Below are 12,850 nucleotides of genomic sequence, written 5' to 3' on the forward strand. Positions count from 1 at the left end.
GCCTTATCCGTCAGCCTCAGGCGAAGTTCTTCGCAAAAGCGTCGATGTGATCCTTGAGCTTGGCCTTGAGGTCGTCGCTCAGCGCCTTCTCCTTGCGGATGCCGTCGAGCACGTCCTTGCCCTCGGCGCGCAGGTAGGAAAGCAGGCCCTGCTCGAACTTGCCGACCTCGTTGAGGCTGAGCTTGTCGAGATAGCCGTTCACACCGGCGAAGATGACCGCGACCTGCTCTTCCGTCTTCAGCGGCGAGAACTGCGGCTGCTTCAGAAGCTCGGTCAGGCGCGCGCCACGGTTCAGCAGGCGCTGCGTGGAAGCATCGAGGTCCGAACCGAACTGCGCGAAGGCCGCCATTTCGCGGTACTGCGCAAGCTCGCCCTTGATCGAGCCGGCAACCTGCTTCATCGCCTTGATCTGGGCGGCGGAGCCGACGCGCGACACCGACAGGCCCACGTTCACGGCCGGGCGGATACCCTGGAAGAACAGGTTCGTCTCGAGGAAGATCTGACCGTCGGTGATCGAGATCACGTTGGTCGGAATATAGGCCGACACGTCGTTCGCCTGGGTCTCGATGACCGGCAGGGCCGTGAGCGAGCCATTGCCATTCTCGTCGTTGAGCTTGGCGGCGCGCTCGAGCAGACGCGAGTGCAGGTAGAAGACGTCGCCCGGATAGGCTTCGCGGCCGGGCGGACGGCGCAGAAGCAGCGACATCTGGCGGTAGGCCACGGCCTGCTTGGACAGGTCGTCGTAACCGATCAGCGCGTGCTGGCCGTTGTCGCGGAAATATTCACCGATGGCACAGCCGGCGAACGGAGCCAGGAACTGCATCGGGGCCGGGTCCGAAGCGGTCGCGGCGATGATGATCGAGTATTCGAGCGCACCGCGCTCTTCGAGCACCTTCACGAACTGCGCGACGGTCGAGCGCTTCTGGCCGACGGCGACGTAGACGCAGAACAGCTTCTCCGAATCCGGGCCGCTGTCGTGGATGGCCTTCTGGTTGAGAATGGTGTCGAGGATGATGGCGGTCTTGCCGGTCTGGCGGTCGCCGATGACGAGCTCGCGCTGGCCGCGGCCGATCGGGATCAGCGCGTCGATGGCCTTGAGGCCGGTCGACATCGGCTCATGCACCGACTTGCGGGGGATGATGCCAGGCGCCTTCACGTCGACGCGGCGACGCTCGGCGGCCTTGATCGGACCCTTGCCGTCGATCGGATTGCCGAGCGCGTCGACGACGCGGCCAAGCAGGCCCGGGCCGACCGGAACGTCCACGATGGCGCCGGTGCGCTTGACGGTGTCGCCTTCCTTGATGTCGCGGTCATTACCGAAGATGACGACGCCGACATTGTCGTTTTCGAGGTTCAGCGCCATGCCGCGGATGCCGCCCGGGAACTCGACCATCTCGCCCGCCTGGACGTTGTCGAGACCGTAGACGCGGGCGATGCCGTCGCCGACGGACAGAACCTGACCGACCTCGGAGACCTCAGCCTCCTTGCCGAAATTCTTGATCTGGTCTTTTAGGATTGCGGATATTTCCGCGGCGCGGATGTCCATCAGCCGACCTCTTTCAGTGCAAGCTTGAGCGAATTGAGTTTGGTTTTGAGCGATGTGTCGATCTGGCGCGAACCCAGCTTCACGACGAGGCCGCCCAGAAGCGACGGATCGACCGTGACCGTGATCGAGACATCCTTGCCGGCAACGCCCTTCAGCGCCGCCTTCAGTTCGTTTTGCTGAGCAGCCGTCAGCGCATGCGCCGACGAAACCTCCGCCGAAACCTCGCCGCGCTGCTCGGCGGCGATGGTGCGGAATGCCTTGATCATGCCCTGAACCGCGAACAGGCGGCGATTCTGCGCCACGACCCGCAGGAAGTTGCCGACGAGACCGTCGAGCCTGGCCTTCCTGAGAATGGCGTCGATGGCCTTCTCCTGCTCTTCGGCGGAGAAGACCGGGCTCTTGATCATGCGGGAAAGATCCTCGCTGCCGTCCAGCAGGGCTTCGAAGCGACCAAGATCGGCTTCGACCTTGGCGACCTGCTTGGCTTCGGCCGCCAGTTCATACAGCGAAGCCGCGTAACGTTCGGCAACTGCGGAGATCGGCGAGCTAGACTGTGCCACGGTCCGTCTTTTCTCTTGTCTGACAGGCCGGAAGATTCATGGCGCGAGTCGGTAACTCTGGCTAAATCTTTGACCTTGCTGCGGTTTAGCGATCGCGGGGACACAAACTGCCGCATCCCCCGATCGAAAGTCGATTGCCGTCTAGCACAGGCCTTCCAGAGTCGCAACACGTTGAAGATGCTGCTTTCAGGCAGATTTGTCGCATCCCTGCCCGCCAATGCCGAAACCGCGAAGCCGGTTCAGGCGGCAAAGCCGAAGACAAAGGCCAGAGGCAACGCTGAAAGCACCAGCGCCACAAGCAACCACAGCCAATTGTAGGGTTTGTTTCCCTGATCGGAAAGCATCGAAATGACGCGGCCAAAAGCTGTGAAAAGCCAGGAAAAGCCAAGCGCCATGTAAAGCATGGGCTGCGCCAGCAAAATGCAGCACAGGCCAAGCCCCAGATAGAAGCCCGACATCGTAGCGCGCGCCTCGGCGACAGCCTCGGGCTTGGCCTCGATCGGCTGCAACCGCAGCACGCGCAGGGAAATCCGCGGCGCAAACAGGAGCAGCAGCCCGAACAGCACCGTGACCGCCGCCGAGGTCCAGGCCAGCCATTCGCCCTGTGTCATCGGCCAGGGAAATGCGAGTTCCATCACGCTTCTCCAGAATCGCAGCGTTTCGTCGCGCGCATATTATCCGCAGGCGTCCATCACGCCAGATGGAAAGCGGCCGCGAACCTCACAAAAAGCTCTGCGGATCGATGTCCACCTGGACCCGGATCGAGCCCCGCACTTTCGGCCCTGCCGCCAGCATCGCGCGGATGAAGCTTTGCATGTCGCTGCGCCGCTCGCCCTGCACCAGCAGGCGGAAGCGGTGGCGCCCGGCCACCAGCGCCAGCGGTGCTTCGGCGGGGCCGAGCACATGGATATCCGTGGCGTCGGGTGCCGCGCGGCGAAGCTGCCTTGCATGACCCTCGGCCTCGGGCCGCGTATCGGCGCTGACGATGATGCCGGCCAGCCTGCCGAAGGGTGGCAGGCCGCCGCGCTCGCGCTCCACGATCTCGCGGTCGTAAAAGGCTTCGGCATCGCCAGAGACGATCGCCTGCATCACCGGATGCCCCGGCTGGTAGGTCTGCAAGAGACCAAGGCTTTTCTTGCCGGTACGGCCGGCGCGGCCAGTGACCTGGCTGAGCAACTGGAATGTCCGTTCGGCGGCGCGCGGGTCGCCATTGGCGAGGCCGAGATCGGCATCCACCACGCCCACCAGCGTCATGTTGGGGAAATTGTGACCCTTGGCCACGAGCTGCGTGCCGATGACGATATCGGCCTCGCCCTTGGCTATGGCTTCCAGCTCCAGCCTCAGCCGTTTGACCCCGCCCAGCATATCAGACGACAGCACGATGGTGCGCGCATCGGGAAAATGTCCGACGACCTCTTCGGCTATGCGCTCCACACCCGGCCCGCAGGCGGCGAGATGGTCGAGCGTGCCGCATTCGGGGCAGGCTTCCGGCCGCTTCTCGTTGTGGCCGCAGTGGTGACAAACCAGTTGGCCGCGAAAGCGATGCTCCACAAGCCACGCCGAGCAGGACGGGCATTGGAAGCGATGGCCGCACACCCGGCAGAGCGTCAGCGGCGCATAGCCGCGCCGGTTGAGGAACAGCAGCGATTGCTCGCCCCGCTCCAGCGTCTTCTGCATCTGCCCGATCAGCGATGGCGACAAGAAGCCGCCACGCGCGGGCGGGGCGCGGCGCATGTCGATGGCCTTGATGTCGGGAAGCGCCGCTTCCGCGAATCGCGTCGCCAGCACCGAGCGCGCATAACGCCCCTGCTCGGAATTGACCCGGCTTTCCACCGAGGGCGTGGCCGAGGCCAGCACCACCGGAAAGCTGCCGATATGGCCACGCACCACCGCCATGTCGCGGGCATTGTAGAAAACGCGGTCTTCCTGCTTGTAGGCGGGGTCGTGCTCCTCGTCGACGACGATCAGGCCGAGATCGTTGAACGGCAGGAACAGCGCCGAGCGCGCCCCCGCCACCACGCGCACGCCGCCTTCGGCCACCTGCCGCCACACGCGTTCGCGCTTGCGCGGCGCAAGATCGGAATGCCATTCGCCCGGCTTGGCGCCGAACCGGTCCTGAAAGCGCTCCAAAAATGCCTGCGTCAGCGCGATTTCCGGCAGCAGGATCAGCACCTGCTTGCCTTTTTCGAGCGCGGCGGCCACCGCCTCGAAATAAACTTCCGTCTTGCCCGAGCCGGTGACGCCGTCGAGCAGCGTGACGCTGAAAGCGTCCGCCTCCACCTTTTCGCGCAGCGTCCCGGCAGCCGCCTGCTGGTCCCCGACCAGGTCAGCCCGTCCATATTCCGGGTCCGGCGGCGCGACCACCGGGCGCGGCGGGATCATCACCGTCTCGAACACGCCCTGCGCCTTCAGCCCGTCAATGACGGTGGAGGACACGCCGGCCGCATGCGCCAGCCCCGAGCGTGTCCAGGCCATGCCGTCGGACGCCATCTCCAGCGTGCGGCGGCGCGCATCGGTCATACGGTCGGGCTCGGCGCCGGTCAGTTGCAGGCCCTCCACCCAGGGCTCGGGATCGAAGGCTTCCGGCGCGCGCAGGATCATGCGCGCCACCATGCCGGGCGGCGACAGCGTGTAGGAGGCGATCCAGTCCACGAAGCGGCGCATCGCCTCATCGACCGGCGGGCAATCGAAGACATGCGAGATTGCCCTGAGCTTGCGCGCATCCACCGCCTCGCCCGGCCCGTCCCAGACGATGCCTGCCACCTCGCGCGGCCCCAGCGGCACGCGCACGATGGAACCCGGCACCACCTTCATGTCTTCCGGTACCGCGTAACTGTAGGGGCGCTCGGCCGGCATCGGCACCAGCACCGGCACGATCTTGGCGGGCTTCAGCCCCGCCATGCTTTCGGGCGAATCTTGCTTCATCGCGCGTGACCTTGCCCGGACTTTACGTTAGAGCAAAGGCCGAACACAAAAGCGCCCTCCCAAGACGCGAAATTTGCCAAGGAGACACCCCATGAAATTCTTCGTCGATACCGCCGACGTCAAGGAAATCCGAGAGCTCAACGATCTCGGTCTTCTCGACGGCGTCACCACAAACCCCTCGCTGATCCTCAAGTCCGGCGGGAACATCAAGGAAGTGACCAAGCAGATCTGCGACATCGTGGAAGGTCCCGTCTCGGCCGAAGTCACCGCGACCGAATATGCCGAGATAATGAAGGAAGCCGAGGTCCTTTCCAAGATCGCCGACAACATCGCCATCAAGGTGCCGCTGACGCTCGACGGCCTCAAGGCCTGCAAGGCGCTGACCTCCGATGGCCGCATGGTCAATGTCACGCTGTGCTTCTCCGCCAACCAGGCACTGTTGGCCGCCAAGGCCGGCGCGACCTTCATCTCGCCCTTCATCGGCCGCCTCGACGACATGGGCTTCGACGGCATGGAGATCATCGCCGAGATCCGGCAGATCTATGACAACTACGGCTTCGACACCGAAATCCTCGCCGCCTCGATCCGCACGGTCGATCACGTCAAGCGCGCGGCACTCATCGGCGCCGATGTCGCCACCATCCCGCCGGCAACGCTGAAGGCACTGGTCAAGCATCCGCTGACCGACAAGGGCCTGGAAATGTTCCTGGCCGACTGGGCCAAGACCGGCCAGAAGATCGCCTGATCGCCGACTTCGCCGGAGGGGTCTGGGTCATGACCTGGGCCCCGCCGGTCCCTCTCCCTCGATGGCGGTCGCGCCATCGACACGCACGACCGTCCGGATGCGCGCGCCGCTGCGCTGCCTCACCAGTTCGGCCAGGTCGCGCGAATGCGTCACGATCCAGACCTGCGTTCGCTCCACCGCATTTGCGATCATGTCCGCCAACGCCGGCAACATCTGCGGATGCAGGCTTGCCTCGGGCTCGTTGAGCGCGACCAGCGCCGGCAGCCGATAGGACATCAGCGCACCGGCCAGCGCCAGAAAGCGGATTTGCCCGTCCGAAAGCTCCTCGGGACGAAAGACCCGTTGCGGAAATTCCGGCATTCTCAACCCGAAGCTTGCCGCCTCGCCCGGCACCGGCACTTCAAGCCTCGCACCGCCAAGCGCATCCGCGACCGAACGGTCGAGTTCCACCGTATCCTGCCGGATATGTACGAGCGTGGCGAATACCGCCGCGAGATTGGCCCCATCTTCGTCCAGCAGCGGCGACGTGACCGCCAGCGCCGGTTTGCGCACCGGCGAATCGCTGTCCGTGCGGAATCCGTGATAAAAGCGCCAGCCAAGCAGGAGTTCGCGCAGTTCCCCGGCTTCCGGGTAGCGCCCCGACACGCCCAGCGCCGCCAACGCGGTTTCCGAATTCATCAGGCGGACGGGATGCTCCACGCGCCGGCCGTCATTGTCGCGGGCAGACACCGCCGGGCCGCGCCGCTCCATCATCCCGACCGGCCGGCGGCCAGCCTCGACCGTCAGCACCTCTTCCTTGATGTGCGGTTCGAACGCAAAGCCCGCCGACACCGGGGGCGGCAGGCCGATCTCGACCCGGTAGGAGGATTTCACCGCCGTGCGGTCGTTCTCGAAGCCGGCTTGCAGTACCACGCGCACGGGCTGGCCGGCGCGTCGGGGTCCCGACCAGAGCGCCGATTGCATGCCACCCTCGCGCGCGATCTCACGTGCGAGGGTGCCTTCGGCGGATGCCTTGATGAGTTGCAGGGCCCGGTAAAGATTCGACTTTCCGACGCCGTTCTCGCCAACGAACAAGCCGACCGGGCCGAGGTCGAGCCGTATCGACTTCAGTGAGCGGTAGCCGGCCGCCGTCAGCGTGGAAAGGCGCATGCCCGATGCCAACGCGCCTGCGCGGCGTCGTTACGATCCATGCTTCACAAGGTCGCTGGCAAGCGCCAGCCGCAGCATTTCGGCCAGTTCCCGCGCGGCCCTGTCCTCGGCGTCGCGAATGGCGCGCAGCGACGCATATTCCTGGCGCGAATAATCGAACGAAGACGACACTTCACGCTTTCCGGTGGCAACGATCTTGCCGGTCTTGTTGTCGGTCAGCGTGTAGTAGGACGTCAGCGTCAGCGTGCCCGCCGTCGGCTCGTCCTCGGTGACACGCTGGATGATCGCGGCTTTGGTGACCCGCGACCTTACGCTCAGCGACAGCGAATAAAGCGAATCCGCCGGCTGACCGGCACCGCCGTTGAGGCCGAAGATCAGATTGTTGCGCACTTGCTGCGCATAACGCGTCTTCACCGGCTTGATGGCAATCGCGTTCAGCCCTTCCGCATGGCCGGCCTGCGCGCCAATGCCCGTTCCCGGGTCGGAATAAAGCGGCCGCACCGTGCAGGCCGAAACAGCGGCCGCCGAAAGCAGCAGGCCCGCGAGCACGAGGCCGCGCGCGCGGCGAAAATGGGGGTTCGGCGTCTGGTCAGGCAACGACATTGACGATCCTTTGCGGCACGACGATCACCTTGCGCGGCGCCTTTCCGTCCAGAGCCTTCTGGACGGACTCCAGCGCCAGTGCCGCCTTTTCGACCGCACCTTGATCTGCGTCGCGGGCGATTGTCAAATCCCCACGCTTCTTGCCATTGACCTGCACCGGATAGGTGATCTCGTTATCCATCACCAGTTTCGGGTCGAATGCCGGCCACGGCCGCTCGGCCACCAGATCGGCGCCGCCGAGCGTTGCCCAGCACTCCTCGGCCAGATGCGGCATGAAGGGTGCAATGAGGTGGACGAGAATCTCGGCCGCCTCGCGCGCCGCCGCCTTCAGCGCCTCGTCGCCTTTGCCCTCGGCGATTTCGCCGACCGGGCCGGAGAGCGTGTTGGCAAGCTCATAGATGCGGGCAATCGCCCGGTTGAAGGCGAGCTTCTCGATGTCTTCGCCAACAGCCTTCAGCACCTTGTGGGCGGATTTGGAGACGGCTCCCGCAGCGCCCTCCGCCGATGCTGCAGGCTTAACCCCGGCAAGCTGCTCGGCAGCGGTCGCGATGATGCGCCAGACGCGCTGCACGAAGCGATGCGCACCGGCGGCGCCATCGTCGGTCCATTCGACGTCGCGCTCGGGCGGCGAGTCCGACAGCATGAACCAGCGCGCGGTGTCGGCGCCGTAGCCGTCGGTGATCTCTTCAGGGCTCACCGTGTTCTTCTTGGACTTCGACATCTTCTCCAGCGTGCCGATCGTCGCCGGCTTGCCGGTGGCGATCTCGACGGCATGCCGCTCGGCGCCCTCGCTCTCCAGCCGCACCTCGGTCGGCGCCAGCCAGCGGCCGTCCTCGGCCCTGTAGGTCTCGTGCACCACCATGCCCTGCGTGAACAGGCCCTTGAACGGCTCGGCAATGCCGAGGTGGCCGGTCTCGCGCATGGCGCGGGTGAAGAAGCGCGAATAGAGCAGATGCAGGATCGCGTGTTCGATGCCGCCGATATACTGGTCCACCGGCAGCCAGTCATTGGCCGCCTTCGGGTCGGTCGGCTCGTTTTCCCACGGCGCGGTGAAGCGCGCGAAATACCACGACGAATCGACGAAGGTGTCCATCGTGTCGGTCTCGCGGCGCGCATCCTTGCCGCAGGTCGGGCACTTCACATGACGCCAGCCTGCGTGACGGTCGAGCGGATTGCCGGGCTTCTCGAAATCGATGTCGTCGGGCAGCTTCACCGGCAGATCGGCGCGCGGCACCGGCACCGTGCCGCAGTCGTCGCAGTGGATCATCGGGATCGGGCAGCCCCAGTAACGCTGGCGCGAAATGCCCCAGTCGCGCAGGCGGAAGTTCACCTTGCGCTCGCCCATCGCGCGATTGCCGATCGTCCTCTCGCCAAGACGGTTGGCGACTTCCTCGAAGGCCTGCCTGGGGCTCATGCCGTCCAGGAAGCGCGAATTGATCATCACGCCGTCGTCGGTATAGGCCTCTTCGGTGATCTGGAAGGTCGCGGCGTCCGCCCCCTCCGGCATCACCACGGGCACCACCGGCAAACCGTATTTGTTGGCGAAGTCGAGGTCGCGCTGGTCGCCCGAAGGGCAGCCGAAGATCGCGCCCGTGCCATAGTCCATCAGCACGAAATTGGCGACATAGACCGGCAGCGTCCAGCTCTCGTCGAAGGGATGGACGACGCGGATACCGGTGTCGAAGCCCTTCTTCTCGGCGGTTTCGAGCACCGCCACCGAAGTGCCCATATGGTGGACGTCCTCGATGAAGGCGGCCAGCTCGGGGTTCTTCTCGGCAGCCTTCCTGGCCAGCGGATGGTCGGCCGCGACCGCCATGAAGGAGGCGCCGAAGATCGTGTCGGGGCGCGTGGTGTAGACTTCCAGCTCGGTCTCGCCATTCGGCGCGGTGCCCTCGGCGATCGCCCAGCGCACCAGCATGCCCTCCGAGCGGCCGATCCAGTTGCGCTGCATCAGCTTGACCTTTTCGGGCCACTCATCCAGCCCGTCCAGCGCGTCGGAGAGGTCCTGCGCGTAATCGGTGATCTTGAAGAACCACTGCGTCAGTTCGCGCTGTTCGACCAGCGCGCCGGAGCGCCAGCCACGCCCGTCGATGACCTGCTCGTTGGCGAGCACCGTCATGTCGACCGGATCCCAGTTGACCTTGGACGACTTGCGCGTGACCAGCCCCTTCTCGACCATGTCGAGGAACAGCATCTGCTGGCGGTGGTAGTAATCGACGTCGCAGGTGGCGAATTCACGCGACCAGTCGATCGACAGGCCCATCACCTTCAGCTGCGCGCGCATGGTGGCGATGTTGTCATAGGTCCAGTCCTTGGGGTGGACCTTGTTCTGCATGGCCGCGTTCTCGGCCGGCATGCCGAAGGCATCCCAGCCCATCGGATGCAGCACGTTGAAGCCCTTGGCGCGCTTGTAGCGGGCCACCACGTCGCCCATCGTGTAGTTGCGGGTATGGCCGATATGGATGCGCCCCGACGGATAGGGGAACATCTCCAGCACGTAGTATTTCGGGCGCGGGTCGTCGTTCTTCGTTTCGAAGAGCTTCCTGGCATCCCATGCCTTCTGCCATTTGGGCTCTGACGCGCGTGGATTGTATCGTTCGGTTGCCATCGGGTGTTTTTCACTTAAAAGCGTGCGAGGAACCGGGGCGAAAATCCTCCGGTTCAGGAAATCGTCGTGGGTGTTCATCATGGATTCCCCAACCCGTCAACTCCAGTGGGGCAAGGACGGGCAAAAAGCAGCAGGGCGAGGGCATGGAAAAGTCGGTCGAACAGCTTCTTGAAGTCAGGCGCAGGATTGTCGCCGCCGAGCGCGAGGCGGAGCGCCCGGAGGGCGCCGCAACGCTTGTAGCCGTGTCGAAAACCTTCGAGGCCGATGCCATCCGTCCAGTGCTCGAAGCCGGCCAGCGCGTGTTCGGCGAAAACCGGGTGCAGGAGGCGCAGGCCAAATGGCCGGCGCTCAGGGCCGAATACCCGGACACCGAACTGCATCTCATCGGCCCGCTGCAATCCAACAAGGCCAGGGAAGCGGTGGCGCTGTTCGACGTCATTGAAACGGTAGACCGCCAGAAAATCGCCACCGAACTGGCCAGGGAGATTGCCAAACAGGGCCGCGCGCCGAAACTCTATGTGCAGGTCAACACCGGCTCCGAACCGCAGAAGGCCGGCATCGAGCCACGCGACGCAGTTGCCTTCGTCACGCGCTGCCGCGAGGTGCACGGCCTTACCATCGAAGGCCTGATGTGCATTCCGCCGTTTGACGAAAACCCCGGCCCGCACTTTGCGCTTCTGGAAAAGCTGGCGCGGGAAGCGGGTGTTGAAAAGCTGTCCATGGGCATGTCGGGCGACTACGAGACGGCGATCGCATTCGGCGCGACCAGCGTGCGCGTCGGCTCGGCGATCTTCGGCAGCCGCTGAAAGCGCAGCCATCCCTTTCCGAAACGACAAAGGCCGGGGTTTCGCCCGGCCTTCGCATTTCCACCAGAGCATTTCCGGCAAGAGTGCGTCCGGAAATACGTAGAGCAGACAGACAGAGCGGTTCCGAGGAACCGCTCCGGTCTTGCCTGATTACTCTGCAGCGACAATCTTGCCGTCTTCCCACTTGAACAGCGAGAAGCTCGGCGAGGACAGGTCGCCGTTCTCGGCATAGGTCAGCTTGCCGATGGCCGTCTGGATCGGCTCGCCCGACTTGATCGCCGCTGCGACAGCAGCGGTGTCGTCGGCCTTGCCGGCCTTCTCGATGCCGGCCTTCAGCACCTCGACGGCGGCATAGGCGTTAAGCGTGAAGGCTTCCGGCGGAATGCCCTTCTCGTTCAGCACCTTCACGGCCTCGGCCGAATCCGGGTTCTTCAGCGCGTCGGTGGCGTTGGTGAAGAGCGTGCCGGCAGCCGCCTGGTTGCCGATGGCCCAGTATTCGGTGTTGGAGAGGCCTTCGCCGCCGATGATCTGCGCCTTCACGCCAGCGTCAGCGAGCTGACGGGCAAGCAGGCCGCCCTCGGGGTGATAGCCGCCGAAATAGATGACCTCGGCGCCGTCCTTCTTCAGACGGCCGACAATGGCGGAATAGTCCTTCTCGCCGGCGGTCAGGCCTTCATACATCACCTCGTTGACGCCACCCGCATTGAGCGCAGCCTTGAACGAGTCGGCCAGACCCATGCCGTAGGTGCCCTTGTCATGGATGATCGCGACCTTCTTGTCCTTCAGATGGTCGAGGACATATTTGGCGGCGACTTCGGCCTGCTGGTCGTCACGGCCGCAGGTGCGCATGACGTTGGTCAGGCCGCGATTGGTGATGTCGGGCGCGGTCGCCGTCGGGGTCACCATCAGCACGCCGTTCTCGGCGAAGACGTCCGAGGCCGCCATGGCCACGCCCGACGTCACCGGGCCGACGACATAATGAACGCCATCACCGACGAGATTGTTGGCGGCCGAGACGCCCTGCTTGGGATCGCCGGCATCGTCGGCAAGCTTCAGCACGATCTTCTCGCCGAGAATGCCGCCATTCTTGTTGATCGTATCGACGGCGGCTTCCGCGCCGTTCTTGACCTGATCGCCATAGGCGGCGACCGGGCCGGTGAGCGGAGCCACGAGGCCGATCACGATGTCGGCGCGCGCGGCGGAAGCGGCCACGAACATGGACGCAGCAAATGCAACGCCGGCAAGCAGTTTCTTAGTATTCACGTCATTCCTCCTCAAGCGAACCTCTGGAAACCCCAAGTGAACCTTCGGGTTCGGGCGAAAGTCTAACCGCGCATACCTATTCGGCGTCATTTTGGCAATCGGCCAGACTTCCCGATCCGACAGGCTTGGCGGCAAATATAGCATGAATTGTGTCCGTGGCCGCATCAAGGAAAATGCGGTGCGAACACGCCGGGACGACATCCCATCAAGTGGCCGCCAGCGCATTGAAGCCACCGGCAGACCGACCTGAAGCGTCACTCAATGCAGGATGAACTCGCCGTTCACGTTGCGCCACTCATTGGGGGCGACCAGCCGCCGATGCGTGTAGCGCACGGAGTGCAGCGGACCGTCGAGTTTCGTCTCCCAGAACCGGATAAACCCGAACAATTCGGGAAATTCCGGCGCCAGATCGTAGTCCTGCCAGATGAAACTCTGCAAAAGATGCGGATGGTCGGGCATATGGTAGAGAAACTGCGCCGTGGTCAGCCCATACCCTTTCAGCATCAGGTCCAGTTCGGAAACGTCGCGCATGGCCTTCACCCGCTTTCTGTCGTCCTCACCTTGATATAGTGAATCATGCGCGCGGATGCTTAACCGGACATGAACAAATCACCGCACGCGGGCAGCGTTTCATTCACGAAAACA

At 64.3% G+C, this 12,850-nt stretch carries 11 protein-coding genes; 2 read left to right on the forward strand and 9 right to left on the reverse strand.

Going from position 1 to position 12,850, the window contains the following annotated elements; genetic code table 11:
* Positions 1–16: 16 nt before the first annotated feature.
* The 4 genes from atpA to C7441_RS07930 form a co-directional block, all read right to left on the reverse strand.
* Complete coding sequence (atpA, locus tag C7441_RS07915; protein ID WP_019172814.1) at positions 17–1,546, reverse strand: F0F1 ATP synthase subunit alpha; 1,530 nt, start codon at positions 1,544–1,546, stop codon at positions 17–19.
* Positions 1,546–2,106 (reverse strand): F0F1 ATP synthase subunit delta, encoded by a 561-nt coding sequence (locus tag C7441_RS07920; protein WP_109612378.1) that lies wholly within the window; start codon positions 2,104–2,106, stop codon positions 1,546–1,548. The genes atpA and C7441_RS07920 overlap by 1 nt, the downstream gene beginning before the upstream one ends.
* A 239-nt stretch (positions 2,107–2,345) precedes the next feature.
* The gene (locus C7441_RS07925; RefSeq protein ID WP_109612379.1) at positions 2,346–2,741 is read right to left on the reverse strand and encodes an AGROH133_08824 family phage infection protein; all 396 of its coding nucleotides are present in this window, start codon (positions 2,739–2,741) and stop codon (positions 2,346–2,348) included.
* 85 nt (positions 2,742–2,826) lie between these two features.
* Positions 2,827–5,031 carry a primosomal protein N' gene (locus C7441_RS07930; protein ID WP_109612380.1) on the reverse strand — a complete coding sequence of 735 codons (2,205 nt, stop codon included), beginning with the start codon at positions 5,029–5,031 and terminating at the stop codon, positions 2,827–2,829.
* Between the two features lie 91 nt (positions 5,032–5,122).
* On the opposite strand from C7441_RS07930, the gene fsa reads away from it, so the two are divergent.
* A complete protein-coding gene (gene fsa / locus C7441_RS07935) occupies positions 5,123–5,776 on the forward strand; it encodes a fructose-6-phosphate aldolase (protein WP_109612381.1) in 654 nt (217 codons plus the stop codon).
* A gap of 27 nt (positions 5,777–5,803) precedes the next feature.
* Here fsa and C7441_RS07940 read toward each other — a convergent pair whose 3' ends face one another.
* The 3 genes from C7441_RS07940 to leuS are packed head-to-tail and all read right to left on the reverse strand — an operon-like array spanning position 5,804 to position 10,136.
* Complete coding sequence (locus tag C7441_RS07940; protein ID WP_109612382.1) at positions 5,804–6,925, reverse strand: AAA family ATPase; 1,122 nt, start codon at positions 6,923–6,925, stop codon at positions 5,804–5,806.
* Positions 6,926–6,955: 30 nt separating this feature from the next.
* Positions 6,956–7,528, reverse strand: coding sequence for an LPS assembly lipoprotein LptE (locus C7441_RS07945; RefSeq protein ID WP_109612383.1), 573 nt, complete (start codon positions 7,526–7,528; stop codon positions 6,956–6,958).
* The gene (gene leuS / locus C7441_RS07950) at positions 7,515–10,136 is read right to left on the reverse strand and encodes a leucine--tRNA ligase (protein WP_109612384.1); all 2,622 of its coding nucleotides are present in this window, start codon (positions 10,134–10,136) and stop codon (positions 7,515–7,517) included. The genes C7441_RS07945 and leuS overlap by 14 nt, the downstream gene beginning before the upstream one ends.
* 143 nt (positions 10,137–10,279) lie before the next feature.
* Here leuS and C7441_RS07955 point away from each other — a divergent pair, with 143 nt between their 5' ends.
* Complete coding sequence (locus C7441_RS07955; protein ID WP_019172822.1) at positions 10,280–10,942, forward strand: YggS family pyridoxal phosphate-dependent enzyme; 663 nt, start codon at positions 10,280–10,282, stop codon at positions 10,940–10,942.
* Between the two features lie 150 nt (positions 10,943–11,092).
* On the opposite strand, the gene C7441_RS07960 is transcribed toward C7441_RS07955, so the two are convergent.
* Together C7441_RS07960 and C7441_RS07965 are read right to left on the reverse strand one after the other, a co-directional pair.
* Positions 11,093–12,160, reverse strand: coding sequence for a branched-chain amino acid ABC transporter substrate-binding protein (locus C7441_RS07960; protein ID WP_051131396.1), 1,068 nt, complete (start codon positions 12,158–12,160; stop codon positions 11,093–11,095).
* 303 nt (positions 12,161–12,463) lie between these two features.
* Positions 12,464–12,736, reverse strand: a complete 273-nt coding sequence (locus tag C7441_RS07965; protein WP_019172824.1) for an usg protein — start codon at positions 12,734–12,736, stop codon at positions 12,464–12,466.
* Positions 12,737–12,850: the final 114 nt, after the last annotated feature.

The sequence above is a fragment of the Pseudaminobacter salicylatoxidans genome (genome assembly GCF_003148475.1).
Taxonomy (GTDB): Bacteria; Pseudomonadota; Alphaproteobacteria; order Rhizobiales; family Rhizobiaceae; genus Pseudaminobacter; species Pseudaminobacter salicylatoxidans.